The following is a 22,380-nucleotide window of genomic DNA, read 5'->3' on the forward strand; positions in this document are numbered from 1 at the left end:
TGAGGTCCTGGGCCCTCGTGGCACCAGGGCCTCTTCTCGTTCCAGCGGTCGCCTCGCGAGGCTCTCACGAGCGCGAATCCGGTTGGGCGGTAGCTGATTCCGGGGGAGCGGTGGGGCTCGGCAGCTCAGCGGTCAGCCCTTCCGGTGTGGTTGCGGTCACCGTAAACTTCCCGAGTATCACAGGTTAATTCGGAAGTGCTCGGAACATTCGGCCAGGGGCCGAAAAAGCCGTCGCATCGCCTGTGGGGAAGAAGCAGATCCCACGCGCGCAGCGCCTTTCCGCGAATCTCGGAAGCGCTGGGGCGCACCCGTGCGCGAGTGATCCGGATGCGGACTCGAAGTAGGAGGTGAGGTCCGATGACGTCGACTCAGGAACGCGATGACCTGCTGAGCGAACTGGGCTTGGACGCACAGAACAGCGCGGCCATCGGCCGCGTGCTCGGTACCGGCAACATCGAGCGGGCGACCGAACGGCCCGACGGCACGATGGAAGCGACCATCCGGATCAACGAGGACGAGATCGCCTGGGACCCGGCGATCCTCGTGCTGCCCCACGGCGGCAAGGTCGAGCTCACGGTCATCAACGACGACAAGAACACCCACGCGTGCCTGCTGCCCAGCAACGGCGACAAGAAGTTCCTGTGGCTGCTCAACCACTCCAAGGGCAGGGCGACGCTCGACCTCGATGGCCCCGGCTACTACTGGTACAGCTCGCCCGGCGGCAACGACGAGGGCCGCGGCCTGACCGCCGCCATCGTCGTGCTCGGCGAGGTCCCGCCGGAAGCCCGTCTCGACCGCCCCGACCAGCCGCGCCGGTGAAAGGAACGAACAGATGACCATCGAGTACGTTGACGCAGGTGAGGCCATCGATCACGGTGCGCTGAGCGCCGTGTCCGGCACCGCCCCGGCGGTCACGGACAACATCGACTACGACCGCATCCTCAACGCGCGCTCCGAGTCGCACAACTGGATCACCTACTACGGCGACTACGACGGCAAGCGCTTCAGCCTGCTGGACCAGATCAACGCCGACAACGTCAAGCGCCTCGGCCCCGCCTGGATCTTCCAGGCGGGCACCTCCGGCCAGATCGCCGGTGCCTCGACCTACGCGTTCGAGACCACCCCGATGGTCGTCGACGGCGTCATGTACGTGACCGGCTGGGACGGCTGGTTCTGGGCGCTGGACGCCAAGACCGGTGAGCAGCTGTGGCGCTACAAGCACGCCGTCCCGTTCGACGTCTCGCTGTGCTGCGGCAACGTCAACCGCGGCTGCGCCGTGGCCAACGGCAAGGTCTACTTCGTGACCCCCAACGCCCACCTGCTGGCGCTGGACGCCGCCACCGGCAAGAAGGTCTGGGAGAAGACCATCGGCGACGTCCGCGCCGGTGAGAGCGCCTCGCTGGCGCCGCTGGTCGTCAAGGACACCCTCATCACCGGCAGCGCCGGCGGCGAGTTCGGCGTCCGCGGCCACATCGACTGCTGGGACCTGGAGACCGGCGAGCAGCGCTGGCGCTGCTACACGGTGCCGAAGCCGGGCGAGCCCGGTTCCGAGACCTGGGGCGACGCCGAGGCCAACGCCTGGGCCCGCGGCGGCGCCAACCACTGGGTGACCGGCACCTACGACCCGGACACCAACCTGTACTACGCGGGCACCGGCAACCCGGCCCCCGACTTCGACGGCGAGGTGCGCCCCGGCGACAACCTCTACACCGACAGCGTCGTCGCGGTGGATGTCGACACCGGCAAGATCGTGTGGCACTACCAGTTCACCCCGCACGACCTGTGGGACTACGACTCGACGATGGAGATGACCCTCTTCGAGCGGGACGGCAAGAAGCTGCTGGGCCACTTCGACAAGAACGGGTACTTCTTCGTCCTGGACCGCACCAACGGCGAGCTGCAGCACGTCACGCCGTTCGTCGACCGGATCGACTGGGGCACGATCACCCGCGACGGCAAGGTGACCCCGCGCAAGTACCCGGACAAGGAAGGCGAGCCGGTTCACTTCTACCCGGGCCCTGCCGGGGCGAAGGAGTGGACGCACGCGGCCTACAACCCGAACCACGACCTGTTCTACGTGCCGGTCGCGGACGTCGGCGCCACCGCCACTCGCCGTCGCCGCGAGTTCAAGGAGGGCCAGCCCTACTGGGGCGCGGCCGTCCAGGTCGACATCGACAACATGGCCGGGTCGGTCAGCGCCTTCGACTCCCACGGCGTCGAGAAGTGGCGCTGGCGCAACCCGCACCCGATGGCCTCGTCGGTGCTGACCACCGCCGGTGACCTGGTGTTCGCCGGCACTCCGACCGGCGAGTTCATCGCGCTCAACGCCCGGACGGGCGAGGAGCTGTGGAAGTTCCAGTGCGGCAGCGGCCACCACGGCAGCCCGATGACCTACTCGGTCGACGGCAAGCAGTACGTGGCCGTGCCCGTCGGCTGGGGCGGATGGCTCGAGGGCATCATCCCCGGCATGCTCGGCGCCGGTCACGGCTCCGCCCTGATCGTGTTCGCGCTGCCGGACTGATCGGGATCACCAGCACGGAGTGAAGCAGGGAGGCTCCGGCCGGGCGGTGCGAGTGTGGACGCACCGCCCGGCCGGACTCAGTTCGCACCCGCTTCCGAGACCACAGCAACGGGAGGATGCGATGGGTGAGACGCGACGCGTTGTCGGGATCAAGGGGAACCGCCAGGTCCTGTTCGACATCGCCGAGGTCATCGTGGCCGAAGCCGTCGGAAGGGCTGTGTGGCTGAGGACCGACCTCGGGCGATTCCGGTGCGCCACCGACGGGATAGACAAGATCGACGACAAGTACGCGTCCTGCGGATTCGTGCGGGTTCACCGCAGCTACCTGGTGAACCTCAACCGCGTCCGCGAGGTGACGCGCAAGGACGGCGGGGAGCTGGAGCTCACCGTCGCGAACTACGGGTGGGTCGTGCCGGTGTCGCGCCGGCGGGCCAAGTTCGTCACCGAAGCGCTGGGTCTGTAGCGCTTCCGGCTCCGCAGCCGCACCTGTTCCGAGGCTCCGGGCGCACTCCTGCGCTCTCTCGGGACGGGTGCGGCTTTTTCGTGCGCTCCCGGTATATTCGAAAAGCGTTGGGAAAAGCGGGTGTTTTTCCGATCCGGCCAAGAAAATACGCGTACTGCTTCAGTCGCGCAACGGGTTTCAGCACTGCGGCCGCCTGCGACCACCTGGGAACCGTTCGTGCGCCGACGATCCCGGTTCGTGCCGAAAGCGTTGACCCGCAAGGGGGTTCGGGTCAGCCTGGGAACCCGATACGCGTCCTCGCGGCGGCTCGCAAGGACAGCAGAACCTCCGCGCGGTCACCTCGCGCAGTCGACGAACCCGAACCCGGCACCGCACGTGCCCCACGCTGGGAGGCGCAACGAAACATGGCCACCTTGAACGAAATCGCGCGCGACATGGTCTCCGACCGGCGCGGAATCCTCGCCGCCGACGAGAGCATCGGGACGATGTCGGCGCGCCTGGAGGGCGTCGGCGTGACCGCCTCCGACGAGAACCGCCGCGTCTACCGCGAGCTGATCGTCACCACCCCGGACCTGGTCGACTCGATCAGCGGCGTCATCCTCGCCGACGACACCACGCGCCAGAAGCTCTCCGACGGCCGCACGTTCCCGCAGGCGCTGAAGGACATGGGAATGCTGGCCGGCATCAAGGTCGACACCGGCGCCAAGCCGCTGGCCGGTGCCCCCGGCGAGAAGGTGACCGAGGGGCTCGACGGGCTGCGCGAGCGGATCGCCGAGTACGTCGAGCTGGGCTCCAGCTTCGCCAAGTGGCGCGCGGTGATCACCATCGGCGACGGCATCCCGACCGAGCGCGCGGTCCGCGCGAACGCGCACGCGCTCGCCCGCTACGCGGGCCTGTGCCAGGAGGGCGGGCTGGTCCCGATCGTCGAACCCGAGGTGCTCATGGACGGCGCGCACTCGCTCGGCCAGTGCCAGCAGGTGACCCGTGCGGTGCTGCGCGTGCTGTTCGACGAGCTCGACCTGATGCGGGTGCGGCTCGACTCCATGGTGCTCAAGCCGAACATGGTGGTGGCAGGCAAGAACTGCCCCGAGCAGCCCGGCGTCGACCTGGTCGCGCAGACCACCGTGGACACGCTGCGCGACACGGTGCCCGCGGAGGTGCCGGGCATCGCGTTCCTCTCCGGCGGCCAGAGCCCCGAGCTGGCCACCCGGCACCTGGGTGCCATGCAGAACTGCGGTGACCTCCCCTGGGAGCTCACCTACTCCTTCGGGCGAGCCCTGGTCGGGCCCGCTCTGGAGACGTGGCGGGGCGACGGCGCCCGGTGGGCCGACGCCCAGCGCGCGCTGTCGGTGCGCGCCGTCGCGAACGCCGCGGCCCGCTGAGCGACCCCGGGACGCGGCGACAAGGTGCACCGGAACCGCAAAGGAGCGGATTGTGACCACATCGGACACTTCAACGGACCGTGACAGACCCGCACACCGCGAGCCCGAGGAGGTGGCGGGGCCGCTGGCCGGCGACCCCGCCCTGATCGGGGTTCCCACGTTCGTGGTGGGCTCGATCGCCCTGGGCATGACGCTCGTCGGCGTCGTCCCCGCCGAAGCGGTCGGGGCACCGATCGCGATCATCCTCGCCGCCACCGGCCTCGGACAGCTCGTGGCGGCCCTGTGGGCGGCGGCGATCGGCCAGGGCGCGGTCGCGTCGATCTTCGGTACCTTCGCCGGGTTCTGGCTCAGCTACGGGCTCCTCGTGCTGGGGCTGACCCACGGCTGGTTCGGCGTGCCGGAGGGCAGCGCCACCGCCACCCAGGTGCTGTTCCTGACGTCGTGGTTCATCGTCGTGGCGCTGCTGACCGCCGGAACGCTGCGCCTGCCCGGCGCCTACACGCTGCTGTTCGCGCTGATCGCGGCGGCGCTGGGCCTGGTGCTGGTGGCCACGGCTCAGGACTCGGCGCAGCTGAAGACCATCGGCGGTTTCGTCGTGCTCACCTTCGCCACCCTGGGCGCGTACCTGTTCCTGCACGTGCTGTCCGTGGCCACGGGTGGTCGTGGCCTGCCGCTCGGCCGTCCCCTGCGGGGGCGGTGAGGCAGGCGCGGGGGCGGCCCCAACCCACCGCCTCCGCGCCGTCCCCCACGACCACGCCCGGTGGGGGAGGAGGGCCCGGTCTTCGTCGCCGCGAAGACCGGGCCCTCGACGTGCTCAACCCGGGGCGCCGCACTTGATGCAGTGACGTCCTCCACCGCCCTGCTCCGGCACCCAGGTGTGAGCACCGCCGGCGGGACACTCGTCCGCGGGAGCGGGCGGTGTGGTGGCCGCGCCGGGGCGGTGCTCGGGTGGTGCGCCCACTCCTCGTGGTCCTCCCAGCAGTCCTCGCCGGTCACCGCCTCCGCCCACAGCCGCATCCGGTCGTGGCAGCGGCGGAAGTGGGTGTAGACGGAACTGCCCCGGCTGAGCTGTTCGAGGTTGTCGTGCCAGTCGCGGGTGACGTGGCGTTCATCCCCGACGCGAGCCCGGGTCCGGCCGTCGGGGTCGGTGGACTCTATGAGGGTGACGAGGTCGTGCCGGGCGTGCGTTCGGGTCATCGTGGCGATCCAGTCGCACACGTCGTCGGGCGACAGCAGCACCGATTCGGGCAGCTGCGTCAGGCGTTCGTCGCGAGTGGTGATGTCCTCGAACGGGTCGTCGCTGGAGACCTCGACGTAGGCGTGCCAGTGGACGCCGCGCCGCATCCACTGGTCCGGGTCCTGCAACAAATGAAATCCTTTCGGCGAATCGGGGATCGCCCGCCCCGGCGCCGCGTCGAGGTGGGGTGGACGGCGCCGGACCGGGAGCGTGCGGAAGCGCGCGGTTCGGGGGCGAACCGCGCGACCGTGCCCGGGACTCCCCTCAGCGTTACCGCAGCGAACGCCCATCACCAGGGGTGAAGCTCCCTCAGAACCCGATCGAGTGTCCTGTTACTGGGACATTGGGGTGATCTTGAACCCGAACGGACGCCAAAACCCGAACCAGGTACGGAAATCAGGTTCGAGATGCACGAAAACAACGACCACTGGCACAGTTTCGATCAAGCACATTGGAACAATGCCCATTGACGCGGTTTCACCGGCGCCCGGCGTCCCAGCAATCCCCTCCGGCAACGGCCTCGGCCAACAACCGGATCCAGCCATCACACCGGCGAGGCGGGCCGCCCACATCAACGGCCCGTCCTCCTCCCGCAACGCCACCAAGACCAACAGGTTCACCCGCCGGTCCAACCCAGGAACGGTCCTCCTGAAGTGGTGGGTGGGGGAAGTTTTCATGAAAACTTCCCACCCACCTGGAACGGGAGGTTTTCATGAAAACTTCCCCCACCCTGGGTGGAGTCGGGCTCACGGGGGAAGTCCGTCTTGTTCCGAGGGGACAGTTTTCATGAAAACCTCCCTCTGAGATCGACGAGAAGGTTTTCATGAAAACTGTCCCCTCCCCACCATGGTCCGCACCTTCCGACGCCGCGTCCCGAAGCGAGGGGCGCACGTCGTCAGGACCCGGATTACGGCCGTATTCGGGTGCCGGATTACGGCCGTAATCCGGCACCTCCGCGGCGGGGAGGTGCCGCCCGGTGTCAAAAACTCCTGCTTTCACGCGACGAAAACCGGGGTTTTCGACACGACGAATGCGGGGGTTTTCGACGGAGCGGGGCGAAACCTGCGGGTATTTGACCGGTCAAAAACTGCGGTATTTGACCCGGCGAATCCTGCGGTATTTGTCCTGGGTGTCAGGGGGTGAGGACGAGTTTGCCTCGGAGGTGGCCTGCGTCGAGGTGGTGATGGGCCTGGGTGATCTGGTCGAACGGGTAGATCGCGTCGACGTGGACTCGGAGTGCGCCCTGGTCGGCGAGGGTGGCGAGGTGGTGGAGGCCGACCGGGTCGGGGTCCACCGCGATGCCGCGGAAGTGCTTGCCTTCGGCTTCGTACCTGGCCGCGAGGTCGGGGTCGTCCTCGGCCACCGCGGTGACGAGGTGACCTCCGGGGCGGAGGACCGGGAGGGAGCGTTCCGGTGCGTCGCCGCCGATCGGGTCGAGGACCACGTCGACGTCCCGGAGTTCCTCGGCGAAATCGGCCGCGGTGTAGTCGATGACGCGATCCGGCCCGAAAGACTCGACGAACTCCCGCTTTCCGGGACTGGTCGTCGTGATGACCTCCGCTCCCAGGGCTTTGGCGATCTGGATCGCGACGTGCCCGACGCCACCGCCACCGCCGTGGATCAGCACCCGGTCACCGGGCGACACGCCGGCGAGATCGACCAGCCCCTGCCACGCGGTGAGTCCGACGACCGGCAGCGCGGCGGCCTCGACGTGCGACAGCGAGGCCGGTTTGCGGGTCACGTGCAGCGCCGGAGCGGACACGAGCTCGGCGTAGGCGTTCGCCGGACGCGGGAACAGCGGCATCCCGAACACCTCGTCGCCCGGCCGCAGACGCCACGTCTGCGCCTCCTCGACGACGCCGCTGATGTCCCAGCCGAGGATGAACGGCGGCGCTCCGACCAGCGGGAACTCGCCCGCGCGCAACCGCGCCTCCAGGGGGTTGAGGCCGATGGCCCGGACGCGGACGAGCACCTCGGTGGGCAGCGGGCGGGGTCGCGGCGCCTCGACGACGCTGAGCACCTCGGGTCCGCCGAGCTCGTGCTGTGTGATGACTCGCATGACTCTCCTGGCTTCCTGTGGGGGAGAGCTCCGAGGCTAGGCAGCCCATAGGAACCAACGGGTACCTTGGGAGCCATGAGCGGTTTCACCCCGGGCGATCCCTTCCTGTCCGACTGCCCGGCGCGGATGGCGCTCGACCTCATCGCCGACAAGTGGACGGCCGTCGTGCTCTACGGGCTCAGTCGGGGGCCGGTGCGCCACGGCGACCTCGTCGAGGTGATCGGCGGGATCTCCCGCAAGATGCTCACGCAGACCCTGCGGCGGTTGCAGGAACACGGCCTGGTGATCCGGCACGCCTACGCCGAGGTGCCGCCGCGCGTGGAGTACGAGCTGACGCCGCTCGGCGAGACCCTCATCGAGCCGATCCACGTCCTCACCGAGTGGGCCCGCGAGCACGGCGAAGCGGTCCTCGACGCGCTCGACTCCGGAAGCGCCGCGCAGACGTGACAATCGGGTGAACCGGGCAAATCGACCCAAGGGGCGTGACCTGGTCCGGTTTTCGCGGGATGCGCGGTTTTCGCCGTAGATTCCTTTGTGGACGAATCGCGGGAGGCCCGTCCTCGATCGAGCGGATCGCGGCCGCGGAGGCGCTGAGCAGCGGGGATGTTTCCCCATAGGGAAACCCTTCGGGAAGTCCAGGTGTTGCCCCACTGGTCCTGTGGGGTCGGGGTGCTTAGCGTTCCCTGCCGGATCGCGTGCCCGAGGGTGTGCGGTCCGCATCCACCGCGTCACCGGGCGCGAGCGCGCCGAGTCCGTAAGAGGCTGATGAACATGTCCGCAACCACCAGATCCGACACCGCTGCCCCGGGGTTGCGGCGCGAGCTCAAGGTCACCGACGCCGCCGCGTTCTCCATCGGGCTCATCGGGCCCGTCGGGGCGATGGCGCTGCTGGGCGTCGGCGCGGCCGGGCTGCTGGGGCAGGGAGCGGTCTGGGCGTTCGTGTTCGCCGTGCTCGGGGTGTCGCTCGTCGGGTACGGGTTCATCAAGCTCTCCCAGCACATCTCGCACACCGGCTCGGTGTACGCGCTGGTCGGGCGCACGATCGGGCCGCGCGCCGGGTTCGTCGCCGGGACCGCGCTGCTGACCGCCTACGCCACCATCGGCACCGGGTCGACCATCGAGATCGCGCTGTTCTTCGACAAGGCGCTGGCCCGGCTCGGGCTGATCGGCAGCGGACCGACGGAGTGGATCTGGACGGGCCTCGTCGCGCTCGTGCTGGTCGTCGGGCTCTCGCTGAGCGAGGTGCGGGTGGTCACCCGAGCGCTGCTGGTGGTCGAGCTGGCCGGGGCCGCGCTGGTGGTGCTGCTGTGCGCGGTCGTCCTGGTGCGGGTCGGCACCGGTCACGCCCCGCACGGGCAGACGCTGAGCTGGGACTTCCTCCAGCTGCCGCCCGGGACCGGCGTCGGCACCATCGCCGCGGCCGCGGTCTTCGGCTTCCTGGCCTTCGCCGGGTTCGAAGGGGCCGCCTCGCTCGGCGAGGAGACCATGAACCCCAAGCGGGAGATCCCGCGCGCGCTGAAGATCACCATCGTGGTGGTGGGCGTGTTCTTCCTGATCACCATCGTCGGGCAGGTCATCGGCTACGGCACCGGCGGGGTCAGCGCGTTCGCCGCCGCCGAGGACCCCTACGGCGATCTCGCCGGGCCCTACCTCGGCACCTGGATGGCCGTGCTGCTGGACCTCGTCGCCAGCCTCAGCCTGTTCGCGATCACTCTGGGCACCGTCAACGGGGCCGCGCGCATCGGCTACGCCCTGGTCCGCGACTCCGGGGTGTCCGGGCCGCTGGTGCGGCTGACCCGGCGCGGGGCCCCGGCCGGGACGATCGTGGTCGTCAGCGCGCTGATCCTGGTGTTCGCCACCGGCCAGTGGCTGGTCGGGACCGGGGTGCTGGACGCGACGATGAACTGGCTGACGCTCGGCACCCTCGCCCTGCTCGTCGCCTACGCGCTGGCCACGCTGGGGGCGTTGCGGTTCCTGTTCACCGGCCCGCAGCCCAAGGCTCCTCGCTGGCAGGCCGTCATCCCCGCGCTGGCGCTGGCGTTCCTCGGCTACACGATCTTCAGCAACGTCGCCGACGCCGAGGGCACCGCCCGGTTCTTCCCGTACGTCATCCTCGCCGTCCTGGTCGTGGCCACGTGCACCGTGGTGTTCGTGCCGGGCCTGGCCGACCGGGTGCGCGCCCGCATCACCGACCACGGAGACGACCAGTGACCCGCATCGTCTGCCGCCAGCTCGCCCCGGTGCTGGGGGATCTGGTCGCCAACCACCGCGAGATCGTCCGCACCATCACCGAGGAGACCGCCGCCGGCGCCGACGTGCTGGTCCTGCCGGAGCTGGCCACCAGCGGCTACGTCTTCCGGGCCTCGGAGGAGGTGGCGGCGTGCGCGATCACCCCGTCCGACCCGCTCGTCGAGGAGTGGGTCGCGGCGATCAGCGGGGGAGCGGTGGTGGTGTGCGGGTTCGCCGAGCGCGGCGAGAACGGTCTCGTGCACAACAGCGCCGTCGTGCTGGACGCCTCCGGGGTGCGCACGACCTACCGCAAGGTCCACCTGTGGGACCGGGAGAAGCTGTTCTTCACGCCGGGCGACCGGCTGCCCGAGGTCGTCGACACGAGCTTCGGCCGCATCGCGCCCATGATCTGCTACGACCTCGAATTCCCCGAGTACACCCGCAGCGTCGCCCTCGCGGGCGCCGACCTCATCGCGGCCCCCACCAACTGGCCGCTCGTCGACCGTCCCGACGGCGAACGCCCGCCCGAAGTCCTCATCGCCCAGGCCGCGGCCCGCGTCAACCGGGTCACCATCGCCTGCTGCGACCGCACCGGCACCGAACGAGGCCAGGCCTGGACCGAGGGCACCACCATCATCGACCACAACGGCTGGCCCGCCGCCGAAGCCGGCCCCGACCACCGCGCGGCGTGCACCGCGGACCTCACCACCGCCCGCGACAAGCAGATCAGCCCCCACAACAACCTCTTCCAAGACCGCCACCCCACCCTCTACATCACCACCTGACCCCATCGGGACACGGATTACTCCGGTATTCGGGGAACCGAATACCGGAGTAATCCGTGTCCCCACCCCCACACGGGCGGCCACTCCCACCCCATCGCCCCCGACGAGATCGACGCCGACCCGCCGGACGCCTCCAGTGAGTCCCCTCCGGAGAGGCACCTCCAGCGAGACGCTTCCGGAGAGATGCCTCCGGCGAGCCCCCTCCCGGCGAGACCCGGTGAGGCGGGGTCTGGGCGAGGCAGTGGCCGGTTGAGATGGGGGCAGGGCGCGGGGTTCAGCTGGGTTCGTTTGTCGCCAGGGGACAGTTTTAGTTAAAACTGTCCAGGGGTGGTGTTCGTTTTGTCTGGACAGTTTTCGCTAAAACTGTCCCCTGACCACGTTCGAACCTCACCGGAGGTGTCGAAAACTCCGGTTTCCATCGCGTCGAAAACTCCGGTTTTCGTTGCGTTGAGAGGTTCGGGTTTCGGGGTGGTTGTGGGGTTGGGTTTCTTCGGGGCATCGATCGTGCAACGGGGGTTGGTGGGTGGTTGGCAGGGGGTGTTCGGGGTGGGTGACTCGGGGGACGCGTTGTGTTCTTCGGGGAGGTTTCGGATGCGCGGGTCGGGGAGGTCGTGGCGTCGGCGCGGTGCCGGGGTCGTCGTGGGGGTTGTGGCGTTGGCGGTGCCCGTCGTGCCTGCTCAGGCTTCCGGGGTGGCCTATCCCGATGCCGACTGGAGCGAGGCGTCGATCCCGTCGCCTTCCAGTGCGGGGGACGCGACGTTGCACGCGGACGTGCTCCGGCCCAAGGGGCTCAAGCCGACCGACAAGACGCCGGTGATCCTGTCGATCGGGCCCTACTTCAACCATTCCGGGCAGACCGGGCCCTCGGGTGCGGTCGAGGGCACCCCGTACGACCCGATCGGGCCGAACGACGGGCCGTCCGAGCGGTTCCAGGATTTCGTCGAGGGTTCCGGGCTGCTGAAGAAGGGCTACACGTTCGTCATGGTTGACCTGCGCGGCTTCGGCGGGTCCACCGGATGCCTGGACTGGTCGGGACCGGGCGAGAAGGCCGACGTGGTCAACGCGGTGCAGTGGGCCGCGAACCAGCCGTGGTCGACCGGGCGCGTCGGCATGTACGGCAAGTCCTACGACGGGCTGACCGGCCTGGTCGGCGTCGACGAGCGACCCCCGGGACTGGCCGCGGTGGTGTCGCAGGAACCGGTGTACGACGACTACCGCTACCTCTACGGCGACGGGATGCGCCGCACCAACTCGGTCGCGACACCCGCGCTCTACGACGGCATCGCCGCCACGCCCGGGCCGATCACCGACAACCCCGGCTACAACCTCCGCAGCCTCACGGACCCGCTGTGCCTCGGCAAGAACCTCGCCCAGCAGTCGCTGGACGACCGGCACGACTCGGAGTTCTGGAAGCAGCGCGACCTGATCCCCGGCGCGACCGGCTCGAACGTGCCGCTGTTCCTCGCCCAGGGGCTCACCGAGAACAACACCGTCGCCGACGGCACGCAGGAGTACCTCGCCAACCACACCGGCTACGAGCGCAGCTGGATGGGACCGTGGGAACACGTGCGCGGCAACGAGACCGACGAGAACGGGCGCCTGAAGATGGGGCGCCAGGGCTGGTTCGACGAGGTCATGCGCTTCTACGACCGGTTCCTCAAGGACCAGGCCCCGGCCGTGCCCGACCCGCCGCACGCCGTGCAGACCAACGACGGCACGTGGCGCTCCGAAGCCCAGTGGCCGCCGGCCGACGTCCGGTCGCACCGCACGCCGCTGCTCGGCGGGAACTACGTCGACACCGCGAAATCGGTGTCCAGCGCGGCGAACTCGTCCTCGGGTGAGCCCACCGACCCGGACGTGACCTCGGGCGTGTGGACGGTGTCGCAGCCGCTGCCGCACGACGCGCACCTGTCCGGTTCGCCGCAGGTCTCGGTCGACGTCACCACCAGCAGGCCGAACGCCAACCTCGTCGTGGACGTCTACGACCTCGGCCCCGACGGCACCGGGCCGCTGATCACCCGCCAGGGCCACCTCGTGCGCGAGGCGGGCGAGTCGACGGTGCCGCTGACCCTGTGGGGTGCCGACTGGAAGCTGCCCGCCGGGCACCGCATCGGCGTGCGCGTCACCGACAACAACCGCGACTGGTGGCAGCTCGCCGCCCCCAGCGGCCAGACCGTCGAGGTGCGCGGCGGGTCGATCGACCTGCCGTTCCTCACCTACCGCCGCACCGGCACCGTCCAGGGCGACCCGGGCGTGCAGCTCCCGGGCTACCTGGAGCAGCAGATCGCCACCGCTCCGCCCGGATCCGCCGAGTTCGCGCTGCCCGCGCCGCTGGCGGACCCGCCGCCGGGCTCGGTGTTCACCGGCGACTACGTCGAACCCGTCGGGGGCAAGTGATCTCGGGGTGGGGGAAGTTTTCATGAAAACTTCCCCCACCCCACCACTCAACCGCGGGTGAAGAACTCCACCAGCGACATCGCGATGTGCCTGCGCTCGTTGAGGTCGACCGCGTCGCGGATGACGATGCGGACGCGGACGACGTCGCTGGTGCGGAGGTCGATCGGGTCGGGCTGCGGCTGATCGGTGAGGGCGACCGGGATCGTGCTGGTGCTGCCGTCGGCCTGGGTGAGCACGACGTCGATGTGCGAGGGCCGGGCCTGCTTGGTGAACCGCTCCGGTTTGGCCGACGGGCCCAGGTGCACCAGCATCCTGACCAGCCGAACCGGGTGCTCGAAGGTGAACTCGGCCCACGCGCCCGGACCGGGCGCGCCCCAGTAGACGTCGGTGCGCACGTCGGTGAGCGCGCCGGCCGGATGGCCGGGCACGGCGTCGCTGGCCGTCACCCCCGCCGGGGCGATCGGCACCGCCTCGGAGGTCTTGTCGAGCACGTCCTGCACCGCCAGCTTGCCCAGCGGGTACAGCAGCACCGCGGCCACGGCCAGCAGGATCACCGCCGCCAGGATCACCAGGCGTCGCCACAACTTGTACCGGTCGGTGTTGCTCAGGCGGCGCTGCTTGCGCGGCGCCGCCGGTTCTTCCGGCTGGAGGCGGTGGGCGCAGCGGCGGCAGAACCGCCGGTCCGGCGGGTTCGCGGTGCCGCACGACGGGCACGGCGGCCCCTCCGGCTCGGGCTCCTCGACCTGCGCGGTCGGCTCGGGCCGGGGCGCGACCGGTTCGGCCGGCTGCACCGCCTCCGGCTGCTCGGGTTCGTCGACGGGAATCCGCCGGGTCGGCGCCTCCGACGGCGGCGGAGGCGCCTCGCCGGTGTCGGCCGCCCAACCCAGGTACGAGCCGCAGGTGCCGCAGAAGTCGTCGTCGCGGGCGACCTGCGCACCGCACGTCGGGCAGGAACGCATCCCGCTACCCCCTTCGCTCGGGTGGACCGGTGAGCACCTCGATCGTGCAGGTCAGGTGCACCGGCAGGACGGAATCCACCAGCGCGGTCACCCGCTGCCGATCCACCTCGGACCGGCCGGGCCACACCTGCACCACCACGCTGGAGACCGGGCTGCCGGGCAGCGGCGTGCCCGGCCGGGTCGACGACGCCGCGCCGGGGCCGTCGAGCACCCGCGCCTGCACGCCCGCGCACAACCGCAGCAGGTCGATCAGGCCGTGCGCGGTGCCGCGCTGCCGGTGCAGGTCCACGGCCCGGCGCAGCACCGCGCGCCGCAGCTCCAGCGGCCACCGCGGATCCAGCTCCACGGCGACCCACCCGGCCAGCCACGTCGCGAAATCCTCCGGTGTGACGCGAGGATCGAAGTAGTGCGCGAGGTTGTCCAACGTGGACAGAATGGGCGCCAGCACGGTGTCCAGGCCCGCGGTGAAGCGCTGCGCCAGGTCGTCCCCGGCGTACATCGCCGGGAGCATCTCGCCCAGCGGATACCGGCTGGGCAGACCGGGAACCGCCCGCCTCACTCGGCACTCCCCGACATCGGCTGCACCATGACCTGGTGCTGGTGGGAGAACACCAGCGCGTGCTCGGCCAGCTCCACCCGCTCCACCGGCGAACCGCGCTGCCCGGTGATCGGATCGGCCGGGAACAACCGCACCTCGTCGACCAGCTCCGCGCCCTCGACCCGCTGCAGCACGCCGAACACCTCGCCCAGCTGCACCGGCCGCCCGAACGGCCAGCCCGCACCGTCGATCCCGCCGCGCAGCGGGTTGAGGTACCGGTGCAGCGCGGTCAGCGCGTCCCGCCTTACCCGGTTGAGATCCTGGTCCGCCGACCTGATCCGCGCCACCACCGTGATGCCCTGGTAGAACGGCGGTTCCACGACCAGCCGGGTGCCCAGCAGCCTGCGCTCGTCGAGCCGGGCGGCGATCGTGGCCAGCAGCTGCTCGGTGGGCACCAGCTGCTCGAACCTCAGTTGCTCGCCCGCGTCCGGGGTCGCGTCGGGCACCACCAGCAGCCGCGCCGACCCCGGCTCCTGCCCGGCGGGCAGGCAGCGGATCCGGGCCGCCGACGGGGCCGCCTGCCGCGCGATCCGCTCGTGGTCCTCGGCGGTGACCGCCCTCTCCTGCACCCGGATCTGGTGCGGCGCGCGGATTTTCGCCTCCTCCACGGTCTCACCGTCGACACCGCCGGTGGCGGCCTCGCGGTTCTCGACACCGGAGACGTAGGGCACCGAGCTGCGCAGCACCGAGATCGTCCCGCGCGCCACGTTGCCCGCCCGGCCACCCCCGGTCCGGTACGACGGCACCCGGATCTGCGCGCCCTTCGGCGGCACCGCCCCGAACGACGTCAGCGTCCCGTCGGCGGCGCGCACCGCGGGCGGGAAACCGAACTCCCCGGTCGTGGCGTCCAGCGTGACGTGCCGGTCAGCGGGCCCCGACTCGCCGAAGTGCTCCACCACCCGCCAGTCCTGCCAGCCGTCACCGGCCGACACCTGCACCACCACCGGCTCGGAGTCGGTGAGCACCGGAGCCCGGTCCAGCCGGAACCGCTGACCCGGCACGCCCGCCGAAACGCCCAGCGACGCGTCGGTGATCGTCTCGGCGTGCTCGACCGCGGTGATGCCGCCGACCGTGAACGCCTCGGCCACCCGCACCGTCGGCGACTCCGAGTAGAACGGCTGCTCCTCGGCCGGGGCCACGACCCGGCAGCGCAACCAGCCCGCCTGCACCCCGGCCACCACCGACGTGCTGTGCCCGGCGGGCACGTGCAGCAGCACCTCGCCGGGCCGGTTGAGCCCGCCGGTGGCGTCGCCGAACACCGCGCACTCGCTCCAGCGCATCCCGTCCCACGACTCCCACACCAGCGGCGGCTGCCGCGGATCGACGCCGATGCCCTCCACCTGGCTGTCCAGCCGCACCGCCACCACGCAGCGCGGCACCGCGTTGGACAGCCCGAACAGCATCGCGTCGCCCACCGCCGGTTCCGGCTGGAAGCAGGGCACGTCCTTGGCCACGTCCAGGTCCTTCGTCCGGTTCGCCTGCTCGCCGGACGCCGAGATCGTCACCAGCGACTTCAGCTCGCACGGCACGATCGGCAGCTCCTCGGTCGTGCCGAACACCACCGCGTCGCCGGACTCCGATCGCGCGGTGGCCACCTCCGTGCCGCGCGGCAGCAGCACCGTCTCCGACTGCGCCGCCGACAACCAGAACGTCACGTCCGCCCGCGCCGCCGCGGGCGGGAACAGCCGCACGCCCAGCAGGTCCAGGAACGCCAGGTGGTTCTTCTCCGGAACCCGGTTGAGCCGGTACACCAGCTGGTCCACCATCTGCGCGAACGTCTCGATGAGCGTCACGCCCGGGTCGGAGACGTTGTGGTCGGTCCACTCCGGCGCGCGCTGCTGCACGAAGCGCTTGGCCTCGTCGACCAGCTGCTGGAACCGGCGATCGTCCAGGTTCGGCGTGGGCAGTGCCATCAGTCGGCGTCTCCGTCGCTGCGGGGGATCGTGTAGAAGGGGAAGACGAGGTTGCGGCGGTCGTTGGTGGCGCGCACCGCGTAGTGCACGTCGATGTAGAGCACCCCGTCGTCGACGGCGTCGAAGGCGATCACTACGTCCGAGACCTCGATGCGGGGTTCCCAGCGCCGCAACGCCACCCGCACCTCGTGGGCGATGCGCCCGGCCGTGGCGCCGTCGCCGGGGGCGAAGACGTAGTCGTGGATGCCGCAGCCGAACTCCGGGCGCATCGGGCGCTCGCCCGGCGCGGTGCCCAGCACCAGCCGGATCGCCTCCTCGATCTCCCGCTCCCGCTCGACCATGCCGATCCCGCCGGTCGGGCCGACGCGCAGCGGGAAGCCCCAGCCGCGGCCGATGAACCGATCGCTCACAGCGGGCCCCCGATCAGCACGTTCACCGCGCCCATCACGATCTGGGCGCCGCAGGTGGTCTTGTCGCGGACGCAGGCCGCGGGCACCCCGCCGATGAGCACCACCGAAGTGCTCGGCGGGCTGGGCAGGATCACGTTGCCGCCGCTGATCAGGGCGTGCGGCGGGTTCGGGCACGCGTGCTGACTCCCCACCACCGCGGCGGGTTTGCCGCCGATGAGCACGCGCATGACCGTTTGCGGGTTCACCCGCGGCGGGCCGATGGTTCCGCCGTGGTTGGTGGGGTCGCCGATCCGAGCGGCAGGGGGCATCGCGGTACTCCTCGTCAGTTGATCCGCACCATCGGGGCGTGCAGCGCCGCGGTCGCGCCGCCGTCGATGTCCACGCTGGTCCGGCCCTTGATCGACACCGAGGTGGTGGCGTCCACCGACACCGACCGGCCGGACAGGGTGATGTCGCCGGCGCGCGCGTCCAGCTCGATCCCGTTGGGGGACAACGACAGCGAGCTCAGCACCCGCTGACCGCCCGGGGCCCGGACGGTGATGTCGATGGTCTGCTTCTGCTCGTCCATGCGGACGTCGAGCCGCTTGTTCCCGCTGGCCACGTGCACGCCCGGCGACCGCGTCGTCGAATCGACGAGCTCCAGCCGATGTCCCTTGCGGGACACCAGCGAGCGCCGGTTGACCTTGCCGCTGGTGGGGTCGACCAGCGGGCCGTCGTGCTCCGACGGCGCGTCGACGCCGTTGTAGAGCCCGCCGATCACGTACGGGTGGTCGAGGCAGCCCTGCTCGAAACCGACCAGCACCTCGTCGCCGACGTCCGGGCTGAACACCCCGCCGCCGCCCTTCCCGCCGAGCTGCACCGTGCGGACCCAGTCGGTGGTGTAGTCGTCGGACAGCCACGGGAACGTCAGCTTCACCCAGCCCCGCTGGGACTTCCCGGGCTCCTTGATGTCGGTGACGATCCCGGTCGCCACACCCGGGATGCGCGGGCCCCGGTCCGGTGCTCCGGCACCGCTGACCAGGCCGGTCAGCGACCGGTCCGGTGAGGTGCTGACCAGCACCGTCGTCCGGTAGCCCTGCCCCGGTTCGAGGACGTGGTGCACGGCGGTCGCGGTGTACTTGCCGGCGAAGTCCGCGCCGACGTTGCCTAGCGCCACCGGCACGCCCGCCCGCAGCTTCGGGTTGCCCTCGGCGACCGCCTCGACCTCCCCGAGCCCGGCCCGCATCGACGCCGCCAGGGACTTCGCCGCGGTCCGTGCCTCGGCCTGCGTGCCGTAGGGCGTGTCGGTGACCAGCAGCTCGGGCTTGCCGAACTTCGCGCTCGCCTTCGCCGCGGTCAGGCCCGGCTGCACGACGTCGCTGGTGGCGGTGGTGTCGCGGGCGACGAGGGGTTTCTTGGTGTCGACGTTCCAGCCGCGCACCTCGACGGCGTCGACCTGGTCGGCGGCGGTGAGCACCGCCCGCAGCGCCATCAGGTTCCGCCCGTACTCCAGCACGAACGGGCTCTTGTTCGCCGGTGTCGACGGTGACGGTGCCTTCGAGGCGGGGGTGAGCTCGGCGAAGTCGAGGCGGCCCTTGCCGTCGACGCGCACGACGACGCCGTGCTCCTGGGCGAGGTTCTGCAGGAACTCCCAGTCCGAGACGTTGGCCTGCGACAACTGGGTGTAGGTGATCGGTTTGGGCTTGATCCGGCCCGGTTTCAACTTCGCCCCGGTGGCGACCTCGCGCACGATCCGCTCCGCCGTCATGTTCCGGAACGCCTTGACCTTCCGGCCCCGCATCAGCCGGTGCGCCTTGCTCATCGCCCGCACGACCGTGAACGACCCGGTCCCGTCCGAGTCCAGCTCCAGCGCCGTGACCTCGCCGGCGAACAGCTCCTCGGCCGCGGTGCTCCCGGTGGTCGTCACCTTCACCGTCAGCTCCGAGCCGATGCCGATCCCGGTGGAGGTCAGCAGCTCGTGGTTCGGGTCGCGGAACACCACCGTCGCGGCGTCGGGCAGCCCGACGTTCTCGTCGACGACGCAGCTGGTCAGCTGCTGCTGCCAGGCCGCGGGCAGCTCCGCCGGGATGCCCACGATCGGATCGGCGGCCACCGACCGGCCGGAGGAGTCGTTGCCCATCAGGTCGCGTCCCTCTCGTCATCGAGCGCGGGCACCAGCAGTTCCGCGCCCGGGGGCAGGATCATGGGGTCGTCGATGTCGTTGGCCTCGGCGATCAGCCGCCACGCGGTCGCGTCGCCGTACTCCTGCCACGCCAGGTGCGCCAAGGTGTCCCCGGCGACGACCCGGTGCGTGCGGCGGGCGTTCTCCGACCCCGACGTCGGGTTCTGGCCGGGCGTGTCGGCGCCGGCCTCCTCGATGCTCAACGAGCACGTCGCGCGCAGCGGCGTGCCGTCGACGTCGAACAGCGAGTACTCCACCGAGAAGCTCGACAGCACGCCGTCGAACGAGGTGGTCTTGGCCGTGCCCCACTCGAACCGCACCCACGGGCTCGCCGGTTTCTTGGCGCGCAGGCTCTTCGGCGTCGGCACGCACGCCAGCATCAGGTCCTCGACCTTCTTCTCCACCGAACGGTCGTGGGTGTCGGTGGCGTCGAGGAACACCTCCAGCGACAGCGAACGCGGGCCGCTGCCGACGAACTCCGGCGTGGCGGAGTCGTCGGCCATGCGCGCCGGTTTGCGGCGCCACTCGGTGCTCTTGGTCAGGCTCAGCCGGTTCGGGTTGAACTGGAACCGGACCTCCTTGAGCCGCGCGCCCGCCCGGGCGCCGACCTTCGCGGGCGGCTCCATGATCAGCAGCTTGGCGCGCGCCAGGTTCCTACCGGCCATCTCGTCCCCTCACCCGGCCCGCAGGCCCTCGTGGGCGATCTCGAGGGTCTCCATCGCGGCCTGCGCGGTCGCCGGGTCGAACGTCGGCCCCTGCCAGCTGATCGGCACGATGCCGAGCACCTGCCACCGGGCGAGCGGCGTCCGGTCCGGGCGGAGCGCGACGATCTCGCCGTCCTTGCGCTCCACCCGTTGGATGATCTGGGTGAACCACTTCGAGATCTTGGCGGTGTCCTCGGTGACCGGCCTGCTCAGCGTGATGTTCGACCAGGTGACGCGGGTGGGCAGCTGCCAGGTGAAACCGTTGTTGCCGCCCTCGCTGAACTGCTCCACCTCCACCTGGGCGCCGAGCCCGGAGCAGGTGTGGAACGGACCCAGGTCGTCCCCGGCGATCTTGAGCTGGAAGAACACGCTGGAGGCGAAGATCTTCTGCGACATCGGCACTCCTTCCCTCACCTGCGGCGATCGTTCAAGCGGCCGAGACGTTCCCGGCCGTGGCGCAGCTCGGCCCGCAGCAACCGGCTGACCGGCTCGACCAGGCTGCGCGCGAGCTCCTCGGTGTCGGTCTCCCGCGCGGGCGCGGGTTCCGGCCGGGGCTCGGGCGGCGCGGCCTCGCGCTGCACGACCGTCACCGGCACCCCGGCGGGCACCCCCGGGACCTGCGGAGCGGGGGAGCGCTGGATCGGGGGAGGGGGGCTGGTGGGGGTGGGGGTTTTGGTGGGGGCAGACCGGGTGGGGGCGGCAGTGGCGGGGGCCGCGGTCGTGGGGGACTGCCGGGGCGCTGGTGGGACGAGATCGGTGGTAGACGTCGGTGGAGGTGTGGGGCGGTGGGGACGGGCCGTCGGGGTCCGCTGGATCGCCGACCCCGGGGTGTTCCATCGGGCCGGTGATGTCGTTGTCGTTGGCGGAGCGTGTGTTTCGGTACTGGCCGACTCAAACCCGCGTCCCGTTCGGACGTTCAACGGATGCGCAGCGATCAACGACCTGACCGGCAGTGGGCTCGTCCGGTGCCCCCCGATCTGTGTCGAGGCAGAACGCTGCGACAACGCCTGCCGCTGCACAGTCAACCCCACCCCGGCCCCATCCGAGACACCCGAGGCCGACGGACCACCACCGGATCGCTCCGCACTCCCATCCTGAACGCCCCCTTGCACACCTTGAACGTCCCCTTGCGCACCCGACGAACCACCCACCGGAACCCGCTGAGCACCACCCACCGGACGGGAAGAACGGATTCCGTCCCCTCCCACACCGTCACTCGAAACCCGCTGCACAGCACCAGAACTCGCAACAACCGGCAGACTCCCACCCGCGCCACCCGCACTCGACCAACCTCGCGACCCCTCCGTCACCCGAGCCTCAACTCCCACCTCACCCGGAGACCCAGCCACACCCGAAACCCCCGCCGCACTCGCGCTCCCAGCCTCACTCGGGGTCCTGACCGCACCCGGGGACCCGACCCCACCGGAGGCCCCAGCCCCACCCGGGTACCTGGCTCCCGCCGAGGACCCGGGCCCATGCGGGGACCCGGCCCTACCCGAGGCTCCGGTTTCACCCGAGGCCCCAGCTCGCACGACAGGTACGGAGGCCTCCGACTGAACCCCCTCGCCCTCCCACGACGAATCCCCAGAACCGGATTCGCTCACCGCCGCCGGCAACACGGAAAACCCGGACGACTCAACACCACCCAAGGTGCTCCGCTGGACGAACTCACCTCCCGAGTGGGGGAAGTTTTCATGAAAACTGCGTTCTCCCCCTCCGTCGTGGGGAGAGGGGAAGTTTTCATGAAAACTTCCCCCACCCCGTCGAGAACGTGAGACGGGGTCGATGCCCTGACCTCGGTCTTTGCTCGTGACGGGGAAGTTTTCATGAAAACCTTCACCACCTCGGTTGGGTTGGATGGTGGGGAAGTTTTCATGAAAACTGCGGTGTTCACGGTCGTCGTGGGGGGTCGGGAGGTTTTCATGAAAACTGTCCTCACCGGATGGGGGTGAGGTGGGGAGGGGGTGTGCTGAGGTCGGGAGTTGGGGGATCGGGGGGCCGATTCCCAGTCGGGGTCGGGTTGTGGAGGTTGGGGTGGGTGGTTCCGGGGTGGATTCGGGGGAGCGTTGGATTGTTGGCTGGTTGTGTGAGCTTCGGGGTACGGGGGTTTGCGGGTGTGGGGAAGTGGGGGAGTCGTGGGGTGTGGGTGTGCGGTGGAGCACGGGTGGGTTTGTGGTGTCGTGGTGAGTGGTTGTGGAGTCGTGCGCTGATTCGCTGGTGGTGCCGGAGTCGTGCGTTGGTTCGGGGGTGTTGCTGGAAGCGGGGGTGTGTTCGGGGGTGGTGTTGGATTTCGGGGGGATGATGGCTGTAGGTGGGAGGCTCGGTAGTGGATCTCCCGGGGTGCTGCCGGGGGAGATGGTGCGTTGGATGGCGTCGATTCGTGGCTGCTGCGTGGTTTTCGCGGTTGGGTCGGCCGGTGTGCGCTCGGGTGGGGTGACCGGTCGGATTGCGGTTACCTGGCGGGGTGGGAGTGATCGGGCTCGGCGGGCGACCGTCAGCGGTGGGGACAGCCTGTGCGGTCGGACCAGCGGCAGACTGGGAGTGTTCGCTCGGTCGTCGGTC

General features: G+C 70.3%; 19 protein-coding genes. 9 read left to right on the forward strand and 10 right to left on the reverse strand.

Annotation, left to right across the window (positions count from 1 at the left end; genetic code table 11):
• Positions 1–357 precede the first annotated feature (357 nt).
• From BM424_RS23530 to BM424_RS23550, 5 genes are all read left to right on the forward strand, one after another.
• Positions 358–819, forward strand: coding sequence for an MSMEG_3727 family PQQ-associated protein (locus tag BM424_RS23530; RefSeq protein WP_093422067.1), 462 nt, complete (start codon positions 358–360; stop codon positions 817–819).
• A 13-nt stretch (positions 820–832) separates the two neighbouring features.
• A complete protein-coding gene (locus tag BM424_RS23535) occupies positions 833–2,521 on the forward strand; it encodes a PQQ-dependent dehydrogenase, methanol/ethanol family (protein WP_093422069.1) in 1,689 nt (562 codons plus the stop codon).
• 121 nt (positions 2,522–2,642) lie between these two features.
• Complete coding sequence (locus BM424_RS23540) at positions 2,643–2,984, forward strand: LytTR family DNA-binding domain-containing protein (RefSeq protein WP_093422072.1); 342 nt, start codon at positions 2,643–2,645, stop codon at positions 2,982–2,984.
• A 404-nt stretch (positions 2,985–3,388) separates the two neighbouring features.
• A complete protein-coding gene (locus BM424_RS23545) occupies positions 3,389–4,366 on the forward strand; it encodes a class I fructose-bisphosphate aldolase (protein WP_093422074.1) in 978 nt (325 codons plus the stop codon).
• A 112-nt stretch (positions 4,367–4,478) separates the two neighbouring features.
• On the forward strand, positions 4,479–5,066 hold the full coding sequence (locus BM424_RS23550) for a GPR1/FUN34/YaaH family transporter (protein WP_175548233.1): 588 nt from the start codon (positions 4,479–4,481) through the stop codon (positions 5,064–5,066).
• A 1,669-nt stretch (positions 5,067–6,735) separates the two neighbouring features.
• On the opposite strand, the gene BM424_RS23560 is transcribed toward BM424_RS23550, so the two are convergent.
• Positions 6,736–7,662: an NADP-dependent oxidoreductase gene (locus BM424_RS23560; protein WP_093422082.1), complete on the reverse strand. Its 927-nt coding sequence runs from the start codon at positions 7,660–7,662 to the stop codon at positions 6,736–6,738.
• A 75-nt stretch (positions 7,663–7,737) separates the two neighbouring features.
• Between BM424_RS23560 and BM424_RS23565 the strand changes: the two genes are divergently transcribed.
• From BM424_RS23565 to BM424_RS23580, 4 genes are all read left to right on the forward strand, one after another.
• The gene (locus tag BM424_RS23565; RefSeq protein ID WP_093422084.1) at positions 7,738–8,109 is read left to right on the forward strand and encodes a winged helix-turn-helix transcriptional regulator; all 372 of its coding nucleotides are present in this window, start codon (positions 7,738–7,740) and stop codon (positions 8,107–8,109) included.
• A gap of 324 nt (positions 8,110–8,433) precedes the next feature.
• Positions 8,434–9,873: an APC family permease gene (locus BM424_RS23570; protein WP_175548234.1), complete on the forward strand. Its 1,440-nt coding sequence runs from the start codon at positions 8,434–8,436 to the stop codon at positions 9,871–9,873.
• Positions 9,870–10,676 carry a nitrilase-related carbon-nitrogen hydrolase gene (locus BM424_RS23575; RefSeq protein WP_093422089.1) on the forward strand — a complete coding sequence of 269 codons (807 nt, stop codon included), beginning with the start codon at positions 9,870–9,872 and terminating at the stop codon, positions 10,674–10,676. The genes BM424_RS23570 and BM424_RS23575 overlap by 4 nt, the downstream gene beginning before the upstream one ends.
• Positions 10,677–11,366: 690 nt before the next feature.
• Positions 11,367–13,073, forward strand: a complete 1,707-nt coding sequence (locus tag BM424_RS23580; protein ID WP_175548235.1) for a CocE/NonD family hydrolase — start codon at positions 11,367–11,369, stop codon at positions 13,071–13,073.
• Between the two features lie 47 nt (positions 13,074–13,120).
• Here the strand turns inward: BM424_RS23580 and BM424_RS23585 are convergent, their stop codons facing one another.
• The 9 genes from BM424_RS23585 to BM424_RS28975 are packed head-to-tail and all read right to left on the reverse strand — an operon-like array spanning position 13,121 to position 20,408.
• The gene (locus BM424_RS23585) at positions 13,121–14,032 is read right to left on the reverse strand and encodes a zinc ribbon domain-containing protein (protein ID WP_093422094.1); all 912 of its coding nucleotides are present in this window, start codon (positions 14,030–14,032) and stop codon (positions 13,121–13,123) included.
• Between the two features lie 4 nt (positions 14,033–14,036).
• The gene (locus tag BM424_RS23590; protein ID WP_245776082.1) at positions 14,037–14,591 is read right to left on the reverse strand and encodes a phage tail protein; all 555 of its coding nucleotides are present in this window, start codon (positions 14,589–14,591) and stop codon (positions 14,037–14,039) included.
• Complete coding sequence (locus BM424_RS23595; protein ID WP_093422097.1) at positions 14,588–16,543, reverse strand: putative baseplate assembly protein; 1,956 nt, start codon at positions 16,541–16,543, stop codon at positions 14,588–14,590. The genes BM424_RS23590 and BM424_RS23595 overlap by 4 nt, the downstream gene beginning before the upstream one ends.
• Positions 16,543–16,953 carry a GPW/gp25 family protein gene (locus tag BM424_RS23600; protein ID WP_093422100.1) on the reverse strand — a complete coding sequence of 137 codons (411 nt, stop codon included), beginning with the start codon at positions 16,951–16,953 and terminating at the stop codon, positions 16,543–16,545. The genes BM424_RS23595 and BM424_RS23600 overlap by 1 nt, the downstream gene beginning before the upstream one ends.
• Complete coding sequence (locus tag BM424_RS23605; protein ID WP_093422102.1) at positions 16,950–17,261, reverse strand: PAAR domain-containing protein; 312 nt, start codon at positions 17,259–17,261, stop codon at positions 16,950–16,952. The genes BM424_RS23600 and BM424_RS23605 overlap by 4 nt, the downstream gene beginning before the upstream one ends.
• A gap of 14 nt (positions 17,262–17,275) precedes the next feature.
• Complete coding sequence (locus BM424_RS23610) at positions 17,276–19,072, reverse strand: VgrG-related protein (RefSeq protein WP_093422104.1); 1,797 nt, start codon at positions 19,070–19,072, stop codon at positions 17,276–17,278.
• On the reverse strand, positions 19,072–19,779 hold the full coding sequence (locus BM424_RS23615; RefSeq protein WP_093422106.1) for a CIS tube protein: 708 nt from the start codon (positions 19,777–19,779) through the stop codon (positions 19,072–19,074). Before BM424_RS23615 ends, BM424_RS23610 begins: the two co-directional genes overlap by 1 nt.
• 9 nt (positions 19,780–19,788) lie before the next feature.
• Complete coding sequence (locus BM424_RS23620; RefSeq protein WP_093422109.1) at positions 19,789–20,214, reverse strand: phage tail protein; 426 nt, start codon at positions 20,212–20,214, stop codon at positions 19,789–19,791.
• A 14-nt stretch (positions 20,215–20,228) separates the two neighbouring features.
• Positions 20,229–20,408, reverse strand: coding sequence for a hypothetical protein (locus BM424_RS28975; RefSeq protein ID WP_175548236.1), 180 nt, complete (start codon positions 20,406–20,408; stop codon positions 20,229–20,231).
• Between the last annotated feature and the right edge of the window lie 1,972 nt (positions 20,409–22,380).

The sequence above is a fragment of the Saccharopolyspora flava genome (genome assembly GCF_900116135.1).
In the GTDB taxonomy this organism is placed as follows: Bacteria; Actinomycetota; Actinomycetes; order Mycobacteriales; family Pseudonocardiaceae; genus Saccharopolyspora; species Saccharopolyspora flava.